General features: G+C 63.1%; 11 protein-coding genes and 1 tRNA gene. 3 read left to right on the plus strand and 9 right to left on the minus strand.

Annotated features, from left to right (window positions below; genetic code table 11):
* Positions 1 to 207: 207 nt before the first annotated feature.
* Together NA647_RS17810 and NA647_RS17815 are read right to left on the minus strand one after the other, a co-directional pair.
* A complete protein-coding gene (locus NA647_RS17810) occupies positions 208 to 1,554 on the minus strand; it encodes a sigma-54-dependent transcriptional regulator (protein WP_256058889.1) in 1,347 nt (448 codons plus the stop codon).
* Between the two features lie 26 nt (positions 1,555 to 1,580).
* On the minus strand, positions 1,581 to 3,344 hold the full coding sequence (locus tag NA647_RS17815; protein ID WP_256058890.1) for a sensor histidine kinase: 1,764 nt from the start codon (positions 3,342 to 3,344) through the stop codon (positions 1,581 to 1,583).
* 149 nt (positions 3,345 to 3,493) lie between these two features.
* On the opposite strand from NA647_RS17815, the gene NA647_RS17820 reads away from it, so the two are divergent.
* A complete protein-coding gene (locus tag NA647_RS17820; protein WP_256058891.1) occupies positions 3,494 to 4,693 on the plus strand; it encodes an HD-GYP domain-containing protein in 1,200 nt (399 codons plus the stop codon).
* 220 nt (positions 4,694 to 4,913) lie between these two features.
* Positions 4,914 to 6,401 (plus strand): SulP family inorganic anion transporter, encoded by a 1,488-nt coding sequence (locus tag NA647_RS17825; protein WP_256058892.1) that lies wholly within the window; start codon positions 4,914 to 4,916, stop codon positions 6,399 to 6,401.
* Positions 6,402 to 6,430: 29 nt separating this feature from the next.
* Here the strand turns inward: NA647_RS17825 and cfaB are convergent, their stop codons facing one another.
* From cfaB to uvrD, 7 genes are all read right to left on the minus strand, one after another.
* Complete coding sequence (gene cfaB / locus NA647_RS17830) at positions 6,431 to 7,612, minus strand: C17 cyclopropane fatty acid synthase CfaB (protein WP_256058893.1); 1,182 nt, start codon at positions 7,610 to 7,612, stop codon at positions 6,431 to 6,433.
* A gap of 205 nt (positions 7,613 to 7,817) precedes the next feature.
* Positions 7,818 to 7,913 (minus strand) — tRNA-Sec (locus NA647_RS17835).
* A 42-nt stretch (positions 7,914 to 7,955) separates the two neighbouring features.
* A complete protein-coding gene (gene selB / locus NA647_RS17840; RefSeq protein ID WP_256058894.1) occupies positions 7,956 to 9,875 on the minus strand; it encodes a selenocysteine-specific translation elongation factor in 1,920 nt (639 codons plus the stop codon).
* Positions 9,872 to 11,281 carry an L-seryl-tRNA(Sec) selenium transferase gene (gene selA / locus NA647_RS17845; RefSeq protein ID WP_256058895.1) on the minus strand — a complete coding sequence of 470 codons (1,410 nt, stop codon included), beginning with the start codon at positions 11,279 to 11,281 and terminating at the stop codon, positions 9,872 to 9,874. Before selA ends, selB begins: the two co-directional genes overlap by 4 nt.
* 441 nt (positions 11,282 to 11,722) lie before the next feature.
* A complete protein-coding gene (locus tag NA647_RS17850) occupies positions 11,723 to 12,565 on the minus strand; it encodes a Tim44 domain-containing protein (RefSeq protein WP_256058896.1) in 843 nt (280 codons plus the stop codon).
* 336 nt (positions 12,566 to 12,901) lie between these two features.
* Positions 12,902 to 14,011, minus strand: coding sequence for a TRAP transporter substrate-binding protein (locus tag NA647_RS17855; protein WP_256058897.1), 1,110 nt, complete (start codon positions 14,009 to 14,011; stop codon positions 12,902 to 12,904).
* Positions 14,012 to 14,056: 45 nt separating this feature from the next.
* Entirely contained in the window at positions 14,057 to 16,249 is a 2,193-nt protein-coding gene (gene uvrD / locus NA647_RS17860) for a DNA helicase II (protein WP_256058898.1), read from the minus strand.
* A gap of 230 nt (positions 16,250 to 16,479) precedes the next feature.
* On the opposite strand from uvrD, the gene NA647_RS17865 reads away from it, so the two are divergent.
* Positions 16,480 to 19,320, plus strand: a complete 2,841-nt coding sequence (locus tag NA647_RS17865) for a putative bifunctional diguanylate cyclase/phosphodiesterase (protein WP_256058899.1) — start codon at positions 16,480 to 16,482, stop codon at positions 19,318 to 19,320.
* The last annotated feature ends 39 nt before the right edge of the window (positions 19,321 to 19,359 follow it).

Genomic DNA, 19,359 nt, shown 5'->3' on the forward strand with positions numbered 1-19,359 from the left:
TTCAGCCCACCATCTGCTGGCACCGCTGGTGACGCCTCGCCTGGCCTATGCGGCCGGCGCTGAACTCTGGTGGGCTGAAGCCCACCCTACAAATTGCGCCGAGCTCTGGCTGGCTGAGTTGGAGCGCCGCCTGGCCCGGCCCTCGACTTGCTGCCTCGATCAGACGCCTTACTAAGCAGGCTCGAAACCGTGCGTGCCACGACATGATTAATTGTCGCTGCTACCTGCCGGCAAATAATCGCCACGGCTCAAACCATGGCGCTGCATCTTTTCGTTGAGGGTGCGGCGCGGTAGCTGCAGCAGGGTCATGACTTCGCTGATGTTGCCTTTGCACTGCTGCAGGGCGTTGTGCAGGCATTGCGCCTCGAAGGCTTCCATCTGCTCGGCCAGCGAGGTGCCGGTGCTCGGGCCGCTGGGCGGCGGCGGGGTCAGGCCCAGGGCGTGGCGTTCGGCGGCGTTGATCAGTTCACGGACGTTGCCTGGCCAGTCGTGGCTCAGCAGCTGCGCCAGTTCGGCGGGGCCGACCGGCAGGGGCTTGCGGCCATGGCGCTGGGCGGCCTGGGTGACGAAGTGGTCGAACAGCAGCGGAATGTCTTCACGACGCTCGCGCAGCGGCGGGATATGCAACTCGGCAACGTTCAGCCGATACAGCAAGTCTTCGCGGAAACGTCCGCCGCGCACTTCTTCCAGCAGGTCCGGCTTGGCCGCGCTGATCACTCGCAGATCGACTTCGATGCTGCGGTTGGAGCCCAGCCGTTCCAGGGTCCTTTCCTGCAGCACGCGCAATAGCTTGACCTGCTGGGCCAGCGGCATGCTTTCGATTTCATCGAGGAACAGGGTGCCGCCGTGGGCATGCTCGATGCGACCGATGCGCTTGCCCTGGGCGCCGGTGAAGGCGCCGCTTTCATGGCCGAACAGCTCGCTCTCGAAGATGCTTTCGGGGATGGCCGCGCAGTTCAGCGCCACGAACGGATGGCGCGCGCGCGGGCTGAAGTCGTGAAGGCAGCGCGCCACCTGTTCCTTGCCGCTGCCGGTGTCGCCGCGGATCAGCACGTTGACGTCGGTGCCGGCCAGTTCCAGTACCTGGCGGCGCAGGTTATCCACGGCGCGGGATACGCCCAGCAGCATCGATTCGATACGGCCCTTACGAGTGAACTGCTCACGCAGCTGGCGGTTTTCGCAGACCAGCCGGCGTTTGTCCTGGGCGCGGCGCACGCTGTCCAGCAGACGCTCAGGCGTGAAGGGTTTTTCGATGAAATCATAGGCGCCCTGGCGCAGCGCCTGCACCGCCATCGGCACGTCGCCATGGCCGGTGACCATGATCACCGGCAGCTCCGGGTCCATCGCGACCAGCTTTTCCAGCAGGCCGAGGCCGTCCAGGTCCGGCATGCGCACATCGCTGATCAGCACGCCGGGAAAATCGCGGTCGAGCAGGCCCAGCGCTTCGCGCGCGCTAGCGCAGGTGCGCACGCTGAAGCCGGACAACTCCAGCCATTGCTGGACTGCCTGGCGGATCGCCGCTTCGTCGTCGATGAAGATGACCTGACCGCTCATGTTTCGCTCCTTTGCCTGGCGCCAGTCTACTCGGCGACGTGCTCTTCGGCTGCCGGCAGCCGAATCTCGAATACCGCCCCTCCGGCGTCATTGCGTACAGTGAGGCTGCCGCCCAGGGCACGCACGATACCGTAGGAAACCGCCAGTCCCAGCCCAAGCCCTTGGCCGACCGGCTTGGTGGTGAAGAAGGGCTCGAATACCTGATCCAGATGTTTGCTGGCGATGCCGCCACCGCTGTCGGCGACACCCAGCCGCCATTCGTTCGCGTCGCGGCGGCAGTCGATGCGCAACTGCCGAGCGGCGCTGCCCTGCATGGCATCCAGCGCATTGTTGAGCAGGTTGATCAATACCTGCTCCAGACGGATCGCATCGCCGTTGACCCAAGCATCGGCCGGCACCTGGCGCATCACCTCGACGTCTTCGCCGCGAATGCGCGGGCCGAGCAGCTGCAGGGCCTGTTCCAGCACCTCGTCCAAACGTACGCGCTGCGGCAGCCCGGCGGGATTCTTGCGGGCGAAGGTCTTCAGGTGGCTGGTCAGCGCTGCCATGCGCTCGATTAGCCCTTCGACCTGCCCAAGGCCTTCGCGAACCGCCTCGCTTTTGCCGCTGTCGAGCAGCAGCCGCTGGCTGGCCAGCTGCATGCGCAGGGCGGTCAAGGGTTGGTTGATTTCATGGGCGAGGGCGGCGGACATCTGTCCCAGGGCGGCCATCCGGGCGGCATGGACGAGGCCGTCCTGTGCGGTCTGCAGTTCGCGGGTGCGGGCTTCCACCAGCCGTTCCAGCTCGTTGCGGCTGCGCTGTTCGACCCGGCGCGTCTTGCGCCGCTGGGCCAGGTAGAGCAGCAGGAAGGCCAGCGTCATCCACACGCCCGCGGCGGCCAGGCGATAGCTGCGGACGCTCGCGGCAACCTGTTGCGGCTCGTGTAGCAGGTGCAGCGTCCAGTCTTCCTCGGGCAGCGGTAGGCGCTGCCAGAAATAGCTGTGGCGACCGTCCGGTCCGTCGACCTGGCGACGTTCGCTATCCTTGTCGATGCGTTGCAGGGGCTTGCTGTGCAGTGGCCGCAGGTTCTGTTCGGCGTAGCGGCGTGCTGTGACCAGACGGTCGCGTACCTCGTCGCTGAGCGGCTGCAGGTAGCGGAAGCGCCAGGCCGGACGGTTGCTGAGGATGACAATGTCGAGCGAGTCGGTGATCAAGAGAATGCCAGACTGGCCGACCCATTCGCGCTGCATATCTTCCAGCTCCAGCTTGACCACCAGCACGCCGAGCACTTCGCCAGAGGCGTTCTTCACCGAGCTGGAAAGGAAATAGCCGGGAATTCCGGTGGTCACGCCCACCGCAAAATAACGGCCGTTGTCCTGGGTCAGCGCATCGCGAAAGTAGGGGCGAAAGCTGTAGTTGTAGCCGACGAAGCTGCTCCATTCACGCCAATTGCTCGCGGCCAGGGTGTCGCCGTTACGGTCGATCAGATAGAGCACCGACGAGCCGGCGGCCAGGTTCTGCTGCTCCAGGCGCCGATTGAGGCGGGCGCGCAGTTGCCGGTCATCGGGATTGGCCAGCAGGCTGCGGATGTCGCTGTCCAGCGCCAGCAGGGCCGGCACCGAGCGGAAGCGCTCGACCTGGGTATGGATCGTCTGGGCATAGAGCTCCAGCTGCTCGCGGGCTTCCTGACTACGTTCGGCCCAGGCGCGCTGTTCGGCGAGCCGCCCGGCCCAGTACATGCTCAGCAGCAGGCCGGCGAAGATCAGCAGCACGATCAGGACGACACGGTAGCGGTTGGCGAGGGCGGACATGAGCGGCTCTTTTTGTAAGAACGGCTATGTTAAGCCAGAGCGGCGCATTGCCAATCACTGCCGATGGTCCGTTTTGCCGTTAGCCGCGCATAACCGGGCGGCGTCGATGGTTATGATTGCCACTGCGGTTATCCCTGCAGAGGTATTGAGTGCTCAGGAAAATCTCCACAAACCAGCTCCGGTTCGGCATGTACATTCAGGCCATCGACGGGAGCTGGTTTTCGCATCCGTTCTGGCGAACCCGCTTCGTGCTCAGCGATCCGGCGGATCTGCAAGCGCTGCGCAGTAGCGGGGTGCCGGCTGTCTGGATCGATACCGAGCAAGGTGTAGATATCGCCGATGCAGCTGCCGCGACAACCGAACCCCATCCCGCCGTCGAGGCCCCTATCGAGGAGCTACCCGCGCGGGCCGCAACCTGCAGCGCCCGCGATGAAATGCAGCGCGCCTCTCGCGTGCTCAACCGCTCGAAGCAAGCGGTGGCTTCGCTGTTCAACGAAGCGCGTCTGGGCAATGCCGTGGACACGCAGGCGTGTCTGCCGGTGGTCGAGGAAATCAGTGAATCCCTCGCGCGCAATGCCTCTGCGCTGATCGGTCTGGCCAGGCTGAAGGACCGTGACGAATACACCTACATGCACTCGGTCAGCGTCTGCGCTTTGATGGTGTCGCTTGCTCGCCAGCTTGGACTGAATGAAAGCCTCACTCGCGAAGCTGGCCTGGCTGGGCTGCTGCACGACGTCGGCAAGATGGCGATGCCAGCGCAGGTGCTCAATAAACCCGGCAAGCTGACCGATGCCGAGTTCGACATCATGCGCGCTCATCCCGAGCGTGGCCACGCGATGCTCGTGCACAGCGGCACGATGCCCGAGGCGGTGCTGGACGTGTGCCTGCACCATCATGAAAAGGTCGATGGCAGTGGTTACCCGCACGGGCTGAAGGGTGAACAGATCAGCCTGTTCGCGCGCATGGGCGCGGTGTGCGATGTATACGATGCGATCACCTCCAGGCGCCCCTACAAGGAGGCCTGGGATGCCGCCAGTTCGCTCTCGCGAATGGCGCAGTGGAAGGGGCATTTCGATACCGGCGTGTTTCACGCGTTCGTCAAATCGGTGGGCATCTACCCGCTCGGTACGCTGGTCCGGCTGGAATCCGGTCGGCTGGGCGTGGTCGTCGACCAGAACCCCGGCAAGCTGACGGAGCCGGTGCTGCGCCTGTTCTATTCGACCAGAACGAAGATGCCCATCGCCCCGGAGGAACTAGACCTGTCGCGCCGCCACGGTGAAGACCGCATCGTCAGCCGTGAAGACCCGGTTACCTGGGGCTTCGCCAATCTGGATGATTTCTGGCGCTAGCGATGCAGGCCATCAGGCGGCCATCGCCGGTTGCGGCGTGATCCGCTATCCTTCGCCGCCCTTGCAGCGACCCTCCGCCTGAGCAGCAGCTCGGCGCGATAAATCTGCATTCCCCGCGCTTCGATTAGCGCGGTTCGCCCTACATTCGAAACTGGAACGGCTCTGTCAGCCGGCGCATCGCGTCGGGTCTGCAGCTGCCGCTTTTTCCCCTGGATAGCCAATGCTCCACTCGATCAAGCAAAACTGGTTCAGCAACATTCGTGGCGACGCGCTTTCGGGCCTCGTGGTGGCCTTGGCGCTGATTCCCGAGGCCATCGCCTTTTCCATCATCGCCGGGGTCGACCCACGGGTCGGCCTCTACGCGTCCTTCTGCATCGCCGTGGTGATCGCCTTCGTCGGCGGCCGGCCGGCGATGATATCCGCCGCCACCGGTGCCATGGCGCTGCTGATGGTGACCCTGGTGCGCGAGCACGGTCTGCAGTATCTGCTGGCGGCGACGCTGCTCTGCGGCGTGCTACAGATCGTCGCCGGCTACCTGCGCCTGGGCTCGCTGATGCGCTTCGTTTCACGCTCGGTGGTGACCGGCTTCGTCAATGCGCTGGCGATCCTGATCTTCATGGCGCAGCTGCCGGAACTGACCAATGTCACCTGGCACGTCTATGCCATGACGGCGGCGGGGCTGGGCATCATCTACCTGTTTCCGTACGTGCCGAAGATCGGCCGGGTGATCCCCTCGCCGCTGGTGTGCATCCTCTCGATGACTGCGGTGGCCATCTATTTCGGCCTGGACATCCGTACCGTCGGCGACATGGGCGAGCTGCCCGATACGCTGCCGATCTTCCTCTGGCCGGAGGTGCCGCTGACCTTCGAAACCTTGCAGATCATCTTCCCGTACTCCGCCGCTCTGGCGGTGGTCGGCCTGCTGGAATCGCTGATGACCGCGACCATCGTCGATGAAATGACCGACACCGGCAGCGACAAGAACCGTGAATGCAAAGGCCAGGGCGTGGCCAATATCTTCTCCGGCCTGTTTGGCGGGATGGCCGGTTGCGCGATGATCGGCCAGTCAGTGATCAACGTGAAATCCGGCGGCCGCACGCGCCTGTCGACGCTGATCGCCGGTGGGGTGCTGCTACTGCTGGTGGTGTTCCTCAGCGACTGGGTACGGCAGATTCCGATGGCGGCGCTGGTAGCGGTGATGATCATGGTCTCCATCGGCACCTTCCGCTGGGATTCCGTCCGCAACCTCAGGCGCTATCCGCTTTCCACCAACATCGTCATGGTGGTGACCGTGGCAGTGGTGGTCTTCACACACAACCTGGCCTATGGCGTGCTGGCCGGCGTGCTGCTGGCGGCGATGTTCTTCGCCAACAAGGTCGGCCACTACTTGCATATCGACTCGGAACTGGATGCCGAAGGCGGGCAGCGGACCTACCGTGTGGTCGGACAGGTGTTCTTCAGTTCCTCTGAGAAATTCACCACGGCCTTCGACTGCAAGGAGGCCCTCGCCAGGGTCATCATCGACCTCAGCCACGCGCATTTCTGGGATATCACCGCCGTCTCGGCGCTGGACAAAGTGGTGCTCAAGTTCCGCCGCGAGGGCGCTACGGTCGAGGTGCTGGGCCTGAACGAAGCCAGCGCGACCATCGTCGATCGCTTCGGCACCCACGATAAGCCTGAAACCACCGATACGCTGATGAGCCATTGATCGCGTACGCGCCAGGCAAGTGTCTGGCGCTATCGGTACAGATCGGCCCGCGACCAGGGCACCTCATGGGAGCCATCCGGCAGCGGCTTGCTCGCCAGAATCTGGTGCAGATTGATCCAGTTGCGACGGAAACCATAGGCGCAGCCGGCGAGATAGACACGCCAGATGCGCAACGCACGCTCGGGAATCATCTGCCGGGCCTCGGCCAGATTCGCTTCCAGGCGCTGGCTCCAGAAATCCAGCGTGCGCGCGTAATGCAGGCGCAGGCTCTCCACGTCAACGATTTCCAGCCCTGATTCGCTGATGCAGGCGCCGATCTTCACCAGATGCGGCAGCTCGCCGTGGGGGAACACGTAACGGTCGATGAACTCGCCGGCGCCATGCCCCACCGGTCGCCCATCGATGTGCCGCGAAGTGATGCCATGGTTCATCACCAGGCCACCGGGGCGCACCACTTCCGACAGCTGCTGGCAGTACAGCGGTAGGTTGGCGTGGCCGACATGCTCGAACATGCCGACACTGACCACCTTGTCGAACTGGCCGTTCTTGGGCAGATCGCGGTAGTCCATTAGCTCCAGCTGCACTTGGCCCTCCAGTCCTTCCGCGGCGACACTCTCGCGCCCGAGCTTGAGCTGCTCGCGGCTGAGGGTGATACCGAGCACTTCTGCGCCAAACTCCCGCGCCGCAAAGCGCGCCAGCCCGCCCCAGCCACAGCCGACGTCCAGCAGGCGGTCACCGGGCTTCAGCCGCAGCTTGCGGCACAGATGGCGCAGCTTGGCCTGCTGGGCCTGGTCGAGGTCTTCCGTTCCGGTCTCGAAATAGGCGCATGAATAGACCATCTCCTGATCCAGCCAGAGCTGATAGAAGTCGTTGGACAGGTCGTAGTGATAGGCAATGGCCTCGGCATCGGTGGTCTTGTCATGCGATTCGCGGGTCGGCAGGACGGTGGCATCGCCACCCAGAGCGCGGGTGATTTCATCGCCGATGCGGATTACCTCTTCAAGCGGGCCGTGCAGATCGATCTTGCCCTCGACGTAAGCACCGCCCAGCAGGGCGAGGCTGGGATGAGCCAGCTGCGCGATTAGATTGGGATCCTTGATCTCCAGCGTCACGCTCGGTGCGGGACCGATGTCGATTTCGTTGCCGTCCCATAGCCGCAGGCGCAACGGTAGATCCAGGTCTCGTAATGCTGGAAGCAATGTTGCCAACATGCTCGTTCTCCTTTTCCACACGTGCTGAAAAGGCTAGACCAACAATTCGAGTTTGCAGTGGGCTATGGATAGTTTTTAGCTATCGGTCAGATAGGCAAGTGGCTCAGGGCGAACCGTCGACCAGCCAAGCTCGACGATAGGTGCCTCTGCAGGCCTGCTCGCATAAAGCCGCCCGTGAATAGGGCGAATTGAGCGAAGCGGATAATGGCGGAAGGCAGTGGGAGTCGAACCCACCCGGGAACGGCTGCCGCCCCCAACCGGGTTTGAAGCCCGGCCGCACCACCGGGTGCGATTGCCTTCCAGAGACGTGCCCGAACGGGACTGAATCTGGACGTGCTGCAGCCTACCCGACCTCAGCCTCCGAGGCCAAGGCGCTGTCGGGTCGCACCTTGCGTTCGTTGCCGAAGCGCCGGGTGAGGCCGATACGGTCGAAATGCTCGAGCAGCTGGATGCTGCGCTTGCGGCCGAGCTGAATCTGGTCGCGGAACGCGGCGGCGCGGATCACGCCGTGTTGCCGTTCCATATCCACCACCCGATTGGCCAGCTGGCGGATGGTGGAGTCGGTGTAGAACAGGTCTTTGACGACCTGTTGCAGCATTCCTATGCGGGACAGCTTGCGCAACAGATGACGAACCTTGTCCTCCTCGATGCCCAGTTCGCCGGCCAGATCGCGGACCCAGGGTGGATCGAAACGGGCGGATTCCAGCAGCGGCCATAGCCGGACTTTCAGCGCTTCTTCCTCGTCGCTCAGTCGGACGCGGTGTCCAGGCAGGTGCAGCCAAGGACCGCTGGCTTCGATCTGTCCGGCTGCCAGCGTTTGTTCCAACAGCGCAAGATAAATCGGTCGCTCCAGCTGAGGCAGCGCGTAGCGGCGCAGGCGGTCGCGATCCGGGCCCAGCTCGTCCGGTTGGGCTTCATGGAAGCGCTGCAATGCCGCCACAAGGCTCTGGCCGAGGTAATCCCAGGTGTCGCGGTCGAACAGGCGCGGGCCAAGCCGTGTGGTGATTTCCAGGGCTTCGTCCGGCAGCTTCCAGGTGTGTCGCGGACGGTTGAACTGCCGTTCCAGCAACGCCGGCTCCAGGCCGTTGATCGCGCTAGGCAGCAGCCCTGGCAGGATGTGTTCCAGTGTTTCGCCGTCCAGCGCGCGCAACACCGCCAGGCGCGCCTGGCGGTGCCGGTTGCGCGGCGGAGCGAAGGGGTCGAGTACTCGCCCGCCACCCAGAGTCCGCTGTGCGGACTGGTCGCGCAGTATCACTCGATCGCCGTGCACCGCATGAGTCGGCGCATTTAGCAACAGCTGCGCATGCACGCGGCCTCCGGGCGCCAGGTATTCGCCTTCCAACAGGGCGATCCGGCCGGTGACGTCCTGCGCACCAAGGTGAATGTGTACCGGCGTCCAGTGGCGCAGTTCGCGAACTTCGCTGGGCAACAAGGTGAATTCGATATCGATGCGCTGGGTTGCGGCCTGTAGCTCGGGTTTCAGCAGCCAGTCGCCCCGGCTGATTTGCTCTGTCGCGAGGCGTTCGCCGGCAAGGTTCAAGGCGACCCGCTGACCCGCATGGGCCTCGTCGGACGCCTGGTTCTGCGCGTGCAGTCCGCGTACCCGAACGGTTCGTCCGGCTGGGCTCAGGGTCAGTTCGTCCCCCACGCGCACCCGGCCCGCGAATGCCGTGCCGGTCACGACGACGCCGGCACCGACGACACTAAAGGCTCTGTCGATGGCCAGGCGGAAATAGCCGTTGCCGCAACCCGAGCGTACATCTGCGGCCTGCTCGATCAGCGCCGAACGGAGCGCATCGATCCCTTCGCCGCTGATACTGGACACCGCGAAGATCGGCGCGCCGGCCAGCGGACCGGCCTGTAGCAGCGCTTCGACTTCCTGGCGCGCTTGGTCAATGCGTCCCGGGTCGACCCGGTCGATCTTGGTCAGCGCCACCAGCGCCCGACGAATGCCCAGCAACTCGATGATGGCCAGATGCTCGCGTGTCTGCGGCATCACGCCGTCATCGGCAGCGACCACCAGCAGCACGCAGTCGATGCCGCAAGCACCAGCCAGCATGTTGTGCACGAAGCGTTCATGACCGGGTACGTCGATGAAACCGGTGAGGTTTTCTGAATCGCCAAGCGAGGCGTACAGGTAGCCGAGGTCGATGGTGATGCCGCGCAGGCGCTCCTCGCGACGACGATCGCCCTCTTGCCCGGTCAGAGCCTTGAGTAAAGCCGTCTTGCCATGGTCGATGTGGCCGGCGGTGCCGATGATCATGACATCAGCTCCCGCTGCAGGTGCGGCAGCTGTTCCAGCATTGCCGCCTCGTCGTCCAGTTGCCGAAGGTCGAGCCAGAGCGCGTCTTCGGCGAGCCGGCCAAGGACCGGAATCGGTAGGCAGCGCAAGGCTTCTTCCAGCTGGCGCAGACTGCGGCCGCGCAGCCGCTTGGGTTGCAGCGGGCTGATACAAACCGCGGAGCTTGGCAGTCGTGCCACCGGCTGTGCGCCGCTGCCGATCATGCCCAGTGCGTCGCGGACAGCAACCTGCCAGTTTTCGCCGAGTGCCGTGGCGATTGCCGGCGCAATTCGTTCGGCTTGTGCACGGATCTGCTCCTGCGGGCGGCTGAGCAGGCGCAGGCTGGTCAGGCGTTCGGCCAGGCGATCAGGGTCGCGATAGAGATTGAGCACTGCTTCCAGTGCGGCCAGGGTCAGTTTGTCTACCCGCAGGGCGCGTTTGAGAGGGTTCTTCTTGATCTTCTTGATCAGCTCGCGGCTGCCTACGATCAGCCCGGCCTGAGGGCCGCCGAGCAGTTTGTCGCCACTGAAGGTGACGATATCGGCGCCGTCGCGCAGGGCTTCCTGGACGGTCGGCTCCTTCGGCAGGCCCCAGCGCGACAGGTCGACTAGGCTACCGCTGCCCAGGTCCTCCAGCAGCGGCAAGCCATATGCGTGAGCGATGGACGCCAGCTCGGCCGTGGCGACGCTTGCAGTGAAGCCCTGCACGCTGTAGTTGCTGGTATGTACGCGCATCAACAGGCCGCTGCGCGGGCTGATGGCGGTTTCGTAGTCGCGCGCGTGGGTGCGATTGGTGGTGCCCACTTCATGCAGCTTCACCCCGGCTCTGGCCATGATGTCGGGGATGCGGAAGGCGCCGCCGATCTCGATCAGTTCGCCACGGGAGATGATGCCTTCCTTGCGTGCGCCGAGGCTGTTGAGTGCCAGCAGTACGGCGGCGGCATTGTTGTTGACCACGGTGACGGCTTCGGCGCCGGTCAGCTCGCGGATCAGCCCCTCGATCAGATCGTCGCGATCACCGCGCTTGCCGCTGGCCAGATCGAATTCGAGATTCAACGGGTAGCGAGCCGCAAGGGTGATCGCCTCGATGGCTTCGTCGGGAAGCAGCGCGCGGCCGAGGTTGGTATGCAGCACCGTGCCGGTAAGGTTGAATACGCGACGTACGCGGCTGCGGTGCTGGCTGGCGAGGCGCTCCCCGGCGCGCCCGGCAAGCACGGCCTCTGACAATTCCAGCGCGGCGAGCTGACCGTGGCGGGCCGGCTCGCGTAACTCATCGAGCAGATCACGTAGCGTACCGAGCAGCGCTTCGCGGCCGTAGCGCTGCTGCAGGGGTGCGCAAGCAGGCGCACGCAGCAGACGGTCCACCGAGGGCAGGCGAACGCTGCTCATGGCTGATTATCCGATCGGTGGCTCGATACGAGAAGGGTGGTGGGAGCGCTCGTCATGCTGACGGCGTAAAACCCTGTCATGAGGTTGCCTGACACGCAGGACTCCATTCTTTTTAGTATTTTCCGAGCAGCATAGACGCTTAATTCCTCACAGGGTTCAGCCGAGCTGCGCGCTTCCCGCTGCCAAAAACGAAAAAACCCGGCAAGCCGGGTTCAGAATGCTGCTAAAGGAAACAGCGCCGCTCGGAGGGCGGGTCCTACGTCGTTTCGCTGAGCTTTAGCTGATTTAAGGGCATCCCTGGATACTGACTAGTGGTTTATGAGACAGGTCAGGACGAGCCGGCAATAAAACGATTCGCCTTGAAAACGAAACCCCGCAGTTAGCGGGGTTCGTTATTGCTGAGCCCGATTAAGCCCGGACTCTGGGCGGCGCCTGCGCGTATCAGGCGTTCTGACGGATACCCGCGACCAGCCACGGCTGGTTCTCGCCCTGTGCACGCTCCATGCGCCAGCTTTCGCTGAAGGGCTCGCCCTGGTCGAAGCGCGAGTTTTTCGCGACGCCAGTGAAGGTCAGCGTGGCGGTGGTCTTCTCGGCATTGTCATCCACGCCGTCGAGCTGGATCTGCAGGTCATCGACATAGGTCGACTGGTAGGCGTCGCCAATCTCGGCACGCTCACGCTTGAGGAATTCAAGCAGCTGCGGCGTGACGAACTCGGAAATCTTGTCCATTTCGTTGGCGTCCCAGTGCTGCTGCAGCGACATGAAATGCTCGCGTGCCGCACCGACGAAGCTCTGCTCGTTGAACCAGGCCGGCGCGTTGATAACCGGTGCGTTGGCAACGGTTGCGCTGCTGCCGCCGAAGATGGACGGTTGCTGCGGCATTTCGCGCTGCATCGGCGCATGGCCGGCCACGGCTGGCTGCTGTTGGCGACGGCGGGCGGCCAGGAAGCGGAACAGCAGGAACGCGATCAGGCCGAAGATAAGGATATCCATGAACTGAATGCCTTCGAAGCCGTCGCCCATGAACATCGAGGCGAGCAGACCGCCTGCGGCGAGGCCGGCGAGCGGGCCGAGCCAGCGCGAAGCACCGCTAGCCGCGGCCGGTTGTTGGCGGCCTGCTTGCTGTGTGGCTGCGTCATTGCGTTGTTGAGGCTGCGCCTGGCGGGTCTGGTGGCTGGGCGCCGAACCAAAGCTCTTGCCGCCGCCGAAGCGCTTGGCGTGCACGTCGAGACTGAGGGTCAGACCGATACACAGCGCCATGAAAATGCTAAGCACACGTTGCATTGAGTGTTCCCGCTTTTAATTAGTGGAAGTACGCGCGTCATCCTGCCCAGTGCCGCGAAACAACGCCAGCGCTAAATGATTTCAGGCTTTTGCTTTGGAAGTGATGGCGCTTTGGTATCGCTTTTGGTCGGCTGAAGAGCAGAAATGCAAGCAGCGCACCCTCGAGGCCACGTACGCGGCGTACTGTTCAGTGGCAGTGCTGCTGCTTTTCGGCGTTGGTTAAAGGGGCGCACCGCCTTGATCGGCGCGCCTCTTTTTATGTCTGTTTCAACTTACCAATCCGAACAGCGGTGGGCTTCAGCCCACCATTCCCGTTTCACGAACCGAGCGAGCGGCTCAGCGCCAGTTATAGAGCTCTTTCTCGGATATTTCGTGCATGGGTTTGACCTGCGCCTGGAACGCCTTCATCGACGCCCAGATACGGCCGTTCAGCTCGCTTTGTGCGGCCAGCTCACCAAGCACGGCATCGGACTGCTCGCGCATGGCGGCCAGCACCTCGTCGGGGAAGCGCTTGAGTTCGGTGCCCTGCTGCTTCAACTGATCGAGCGCGAGGGCGTTGTTGTAGACATAGTCGTCGATCATGTCACGGCTTGCTGCGCCGGCGGCCTCGGTGAGAATGGCGCGCAGATCGCCCGGCAGGCTGTCGAGCGCTTTCTGATTGACCAGCAACTCCAGCACCGCCTGCGGCTCCTGCCACCCGGGGTAGTAGTAGTACTTCGCTGCCTTGTGCAGGCCGAAAGCGAGATCGTTATAAGGGCTGACCCAGTCGGTGGCATCGATCGCGCCGGTCTGCAGCGCCGTGAAGACTTCGCCGCCGGGCATGTTGACGGTGGTCGCGCCGAGCCGGCTCAACACTTCGCCACCCAGGCCGGGTGTACGGATCTTCAAGCCCTGAAGGTCCTGCAGCGAGTTGATTTCCTTGTTGAACCAGCCGCCCATCTGCATGCCGGTATTACCCACGACGAACGGCTTGACGCCGTGCGGTGCGTACGCTTCGTCCCAAAACGCCTGGCCGCCGCCGCGGGTCAGCCAGGCGTTCATTTCGCTGGTCGAGAGGCCGAAGGGTACCGAGGTGAAGAATTGAGCCGTAGGTACTTTGCCCTTCCAGTAATAGGCGGCGCCGTGGCCGACTTCGGCGGTGCCGCGCGAGACCGCATCGAATACCTCGAGGGCAGGCACCAGCTCGCCGGCGGCGTAGACCTTGATGGTCAGCCGCCCATTGCTCATGGCATTGACGCGCTCGGCCAACCGCTCGGCTGATGTGCCCAGGCCTGGATAGTTCTTCGGCCAGGCGGTGACCATCTTCCAGTTGTAGGTTTTAGGCGCTTCGCTGGTAGCTGGTTGCGACTCAGCGGTGGATTCGACTTTCTTCTCATCGTTACAGCCTGCAAGGCCGAGTGTTGCAAGCAGGGCAGCGGCGGCACCAAACAAGTGACGGCGTTTCATGAGTGAGTTTTCCTTTGACGAATTTTTATTAGGTTGACGTGCACGTCATAGCGCTTGGAGTTTGGCATAACTGAGCATCAACCACTTGCTCCCTTCGCTTTCGAAATTCACCTGAACGCGAGCTTGTGCGCCTGAGCCCTCGAAGTTCAGGATGGTGCCTTCGCCAAACAGCGAGTGCGAGACGCGTTGGCCAAGATTAAATGGCGTTTCCGGCACGTTGGCGCCGTCGAACAGAGAGCCGCCGCCCATGCCCCGGCTGTTGAAGCTACGACTAACCGTATTGCTCAGGCGCACCTCGCTGATCAGCGCGGGCGGCACTTCGCGGATAAAGCGCGAGATTTTGTTATAGGTCTCGCTGCCATATAGCCGTCGGGTTTCGGCGTAGGTGACAATCAGCTGCTGCATGGCGCGGGTGATACCGACGTAGGCCAGGCGACGTTCTTCTTCGAGACGGCCAGGTTCTTCCAGGCTCATCTTGTGCGGAAACAGCCCTTCTTCCATGCCTACCAGGAACACCAGCGGGAACTCCAGGCCCTTGGCGCTGTGCAGTGTCATCAACTGCACGCTGTCCTCGTGATCGCCTGCCTGCTGCTCGCCGGCTTCCAGCGAAGCGTGGTCGAGAAAGGCGGCAAGCGGTGTCTGCTCGTCTTCTTCCTCTTCGCTGTAGTTATCGAAGGCGCGTGCGGCGGAGACCAGCTCCTCGAGGTTTTCCACCCGCGCCTGGGCCTTTTCGCCCTTTTCGTCGCGGTGGTAGGCGAGCAGACCGGATTGTTCGATGACCAACTGCGCCATGTTGTGCAGCTGCATGCCTTCGACTTTGAGCGCGAGGGTATCGATCAGCTCGACGAAGCCGTTCAGTGCGCTGGCCGCTCGGCCCGATACCACCTTGGTGCCCACCGCCTGGTGCAGCGCCGCCCATAGCGACAAGCCTTGCGCGCGGGCCAGCTGGCGCAGCGCTTCGACAGTCTTTTCACCGATGCCGCGTGCCGGCACGTTGATCACCCGTTCCAGCGCCGCGTCGTTATCGCGGGTCTGGATCAGGCGCAGGTAGGCCATGGCGTTCTTGATCTCGGCGCGCTCGAAGAAGCGTTGGCCGCCGTAGATGCGGTAGGGGATCTTCTCGCGCAGCAGGGCTTCTTCCAGTACCCGCGATTGGGCGTTGGAGCGATAGAGAATGGCGATCTCGCTGCGCGCCAGCCCTTCTTTCTTGATCGCGCTTTCGATGCTCTCGACTACATAGCGCGCTTCGTCGTGTTCGTTGAAGGCGGCATAAAGGCTGATCGGCTCGCCTTCACAGCCTTCGGTCCAGAGCTCCTTGCCCAGCCGCCCCTGGTTGTTGGCGATCAGCGCGTTAGCGGCTTTGAGGATGCAAGCGGTGGAGCGGTAGTTCTGCTCCAGTCGGATGGTTTCGGCGTCCTGGAAGTCTTCGCTGAACTGGTGCAGGTTTTCGACCCGCGCGCCGCGCCAGCCGTAGATAGACTGGTCGTCGTCGCCCACCACCATCAGGCTCTCGCCACCCTTGGCCAGCAGGCGCAGCCAGGCGTACTGCACGGCGTTAGTGTCCTGGAACTCGTCCACCAGAATGTGGCGGAAGCGGCGCTGATAGTGGTCGAGCAGGCCCGGGTTATCGCGCCACAGATCCAGGGCGCGCAGCAGCAGCTCAGAAAAATCGATGACGCCAGCGCGCGCGCAGGCCTCTTCGTACGCCTGGTAGATGCTCAGCATCGTTGCCAGAAACAGGTCGCCGCTGGGCTGGATGTGCTGCGGGCGCAGGCCTTCATCCTTCTGCCCGTTTATCCACCATTGAGCCTGGCGCGCCGGCCAGCGCTGCTCGTCGAGGCCCAGTTCGCGGATCACCCGCTTGACCAGCCGCTGCTGATCGTCGGAGTCGAGGATCTGAAAGTTCTGCGCCAGCTTGGCTTCCTGCCAATGCGCCCGAAGCAGGCGGTGCGCCAGCCCGTGGAAGGTGCCGACCCACATGCCCTGCGGGTTGACCTGCATCAGCTGTTCGATACGCTGGCGCATCTCGGCGGCGGCCTTGTTGGTGAAGGTCACCGACAGAATCGAATGCAGCGAGGCGCGCTCGACCTGGTGCAGCCAGGCGATGCGATGCACCAATACGCGGGTCTTGCCCGAGCCGGCGCCAGCGAGGACCAATTGACGACCTAGCGGCGCGGCCACGGCCTGGCGCTGGGCGTCGTTGAGGGAGTTCAGGAGGAGAGAGAGATCGTCATGCATGGGCGCCATTCTATCCGCAAACCGGTTCGGCTCGCTCGCGCAACGGACAGGCGCGTTGACTTGAGCGTCACTGGATCAGGTTTGCCGCGCCAGACGCAACGCCCAGGATGCAAAGGCGTTCTCGTTCGTTGGTCGGAACGCACTGTTGTCTTTGGCCGGCAACATGCCATCATCCGGACCATCAGCTGCGGCGAACAATGCCTTTCAGACACCTATAACAAGAGTGCTCGATGATCGATTCCGCACAGGCAATCCAATCGGCGTTACTGACCCAGGACGAGCAGGCCGTTCTCGCCTGCGCTGATGTCGAGCAGCGAACCGAGCGTACACGGTTGCTTTATCAGAGCTCCAGGATATCGCTCGTGCTGTTGTTGGTTGCCGTTGCGGTGTTCCTCGGCCTGCTTTGGGACAAGGCCCCGCTACTAGAATTGACGTTGTGGTCGGGCTGCACCCTGTTGCTGGCGCTGTGGCGGCTGCAGCAGGCGAGCGCATTCGACAGGGCCGCTGCGCAAGATCAGCAACGACTGTATTGGCGCCGGACATTCTTGCTGGGCAGCGGTATGACAGCGTTCACGCTGTGCTATGCGATCGTGGCGCTGGTGCCTGACGATAGTTTCATCCAGCACACCATGCTCTACGGCGCGGTCGGGTCGGTGATCGTTACCGGCGCCGTGACCAGCGGCGTATCGCTTCGAGCGTTCTTCATCTTCACCATACCCAGCCTGGTGCCCTCCGCCTTCGTGCTGTTGAGCGGTGAGCAGCCGCAACAGCGTGGTTGGGGGGTGTTGACGGTCGTGGTGCTGCTGACGCTCTGCATCATCGCCTGGCAGACCAACCGCCTGCTGACTGTGAGCTTGCGCCAGCGCTATCACAACCAGCAGCTGATCGCGCGCCTGCAGCTCATGCACAGTGAGGCCACCCAGCTGAACAACGAGCTGGCAGGCGAGATCGAGCAGCGGCGGCACGCCGAAGGCCTGCTGCGTGACACTCTCGACGGGCTCGAACAGCGCGTGGCCGAGCGTACGGCGGAGCTGAGCGAAAGCGAGACTCGATTGAATCTGGCGCTCGAAGCCAGCGATCTGGGGTTGTGGGACTGGGATCTCGAGCACGACGAGGTCCACCATCTACGCATGGAGGTGGTGTTCGGCATCGGCAAGAGCGCCCGGCTACAGCTGGCCGATCCGCTACGGCCCAAGGTTCACCCTGACGATCTGCCGCAAGTACGCAAGGCCATCATCGCCCATCTCAAAGGGGAAACCGAGCTGTACACGGCCCGCTATCGTGCGGTGAAGACTGACGGCAGCTGGCTGTGGATGGAGGATTGCGGACGGGTCATCAAGCGTGATGTCCATGGCCGTGCGCAGCGGATGATCGGAACACGGCGGGATATCAGCGAGGCTCATCGGCAGACCGAGCAGCAGCGCTTGGCGGCCACCGTGTTCGACGCGGCCGGCGAAGGCATGGCGATCATGGATGCCGACTTCCGCCTGCTGGCAGTCAACGATGCCTGTTGTGCGTTGTCCGGTTACGCGCGTGAGGAGCTCATCGGGCGTAGCGTCGCGCGGCTGGCAAGTTCCGAAGACAGTCGGCAGCAGTATGCGGCGATTCGAGAATGTCTGGAGCGGGAGGGAAGCTGGCAAGGTGAGCTGATCGAAACCCGCAAGAACGGTGAAGTTTATCCTCAGTGGGCGCAGCTGCATGCGGTTCGCGACAACGAAGGCAAGCTCAGCAATGTCGTGGCGTTCGTATTCGACCTCAGTGTTCGGCGTCAGGTGGAAGAGCGTCTGCGCTATCTCACTCACTTCGACGAGCTAACCGGGCTGGCCAATCGCAGCCTGCTCAAGACCCGCCTGCACGATGCCTGCGAGCGGACGCACACCAATAGCCGCGGTCTGGCGGTGCTTTATATCGACCTCGACCGTTTCAAAATCCTCAACCAGAGCCTGGGACACGAAGCGGCCGACCAGCTGCTGCGTGAAATGTCGCGGCGGCTGTCGCATACCTTTTCCGATGCGGACACCATCGCGCGGCTGTCTGGCGACGAGTTCATGGTGGTGCTCGAAGGCTACGGCAGCCTGTCGAACCTTGCGCATAGTGGCAGCCGTCTGCTGTCGCGCATCAGCAAGCCCGTGTTGATCGGTGATCAGGAGCTGGTGATCAGCGCATCCATTGGCGTCAGCCTGATGCCCGACAATGCGCGCGATGCTACGTCCCTGCTGCTGCAGGCCAATATGGCGATGCAACATGCCAAGCACCTGGGCGGTAACACCGTGCAGTTCTTCACCGAGCGCTTGCAAAGCACCAGCCTGGAAAATCTGAAGCTTGAAAACCAGTTGCGCCAGGCACTCGAAGAGGGGCAGCTGGAAGTCTTCTATCAGCCGCGCTTGAACGTAGCGGAAGATCGCCTCGACGCAGCCGAAGCGCTGGTGCGCTGGCGTCATCCGCAGCAGGGGCTGATGGCGGCGGGTCACTTCATTCCACTGGCCGAAGAGACCGGTTTGATCGTCCAGGTGGGCGAGTTCGTCCTGCGCGAGGCCTGCCGGCAGGCCCGTCAATGGCAGCTGGATGGACTCGCGACGATCCGGGTTTCTGTGAACCTCTCGGTCAAACAGCTGCGCCAGGGCAATTTTGTCAGCCTGGTGCGGCAGGTACTGGTGGAAACAGGTCTGCCGGCAGAGTTGCTGGAACTAGAGCTGACCGAGAGCCAGCTGCTCGACGACATCGACAATGCTGTCAGCATCAGTCATCAACTGCGTGCGCTCGGCGTGAAACTCGCCATCGATGATTTCGGTACCGGCTATTCGTCGCTCAGCTACCTGAAACGTTTCCCGGTGAACTACGTCAAGATCGACCGCTCGTTCATCTCGGAGCTGGATCAGGTCAGTGAGGACTCTGCCATCGTCCGGGCCATTATCGCGATGGTCCACAGCCTGGAGTTGAAGGTGGTCGCCGAGGGCGTGGAAACCCAGGCGCAGATGGATTTCCTCAAGGAGCAGGGCTGCGACGAAATCCAGGGCTACCTGATCAGCCGCCCGGTGCCCGCCGAACAGTTTGCCGAGTTGTTGGGGTAGGGCAGGCTGAAGCGGGGCGCCGTCTGACCCGTACCACGA

It is taken from the genome of Stutzerimonas stutzeri (genome assembly GCF_024448985.1).
Taxonomy (GTDB): Bacteria; Pseudomonadota; Gammaproteobacteria; order Pseudomonadales; family Pseudomonadaceae; genus Stutzerimonas; species Stutzerimonas stutzeri_AP.

Coding starts and splice junctions, on each gene's coding strand:
- NA647_RS17810 (WP_256058889.1), bottom strand. CDS start 1,554: ATGAGCGGTCAGGTCATCTTCATCGACGACGAAGCGGCGATCCGCCAG.
- uvrD (WP_256058898.1), bottom strand. CDS start 16,249: ATGCATGACGATCTCTCTCTCCTCCTGAACTCCCTCAACGACGCCCAG.
- selA (WP_256058895.1), bottom strand. CDS start 11,281: ATGAGCAGCGTTCGCCTGCCCTCGGTGGACCGTCTGCTGCGTGCGCCT.
- NA647_RS17825 (WP_256058892.1), top strand. CDS start 4,914: ATGCTCCACTCGATCAAGCAAAACTGGTTCAGCAACATTCGTGGCGAC.
- NA647_RS17850 (WP_256058896.1), bottom strand. CDS start 12,565: ATGCAACGTGTGCTTAGCATTTTCATGGCGCTGTGTATCGGTCTGACC.
- NA647_RS17815 (WP_256058890.1), bottom strand. CDS start 3,344: ATGTCCGCCCTCGCCAACCGCTACCGTGTCGTCCTGATCGTGCTGCTG.
- NA647_RS17855 (WP_256058897.1), bottom strand. CDS start 14,011: ATGAAACGCCGTCACTTGTTTGGTGCCGCCGCTGCCCTGCTTGCAACA.
- cfaB (WP_256058893.1), bottom strand. CDS start 7,612: ATGTTGGCAACATTGCTTCCAGCATTACGAGACCTGGATCTACCGTTG.
- selB (WP_256058894.1), bottom strand. CDS start 9,875: ATGATCATCGGCACCGCCGGCCACATCGACCATGGCAAGACGGCTTTA.
- NA647_RS17865 (WP_256058899.1), top strand. CDS start 16,480: ATGATCGATTCCGCACAGGCAATCCAATCGGCGTTACTGACCCAGGAC.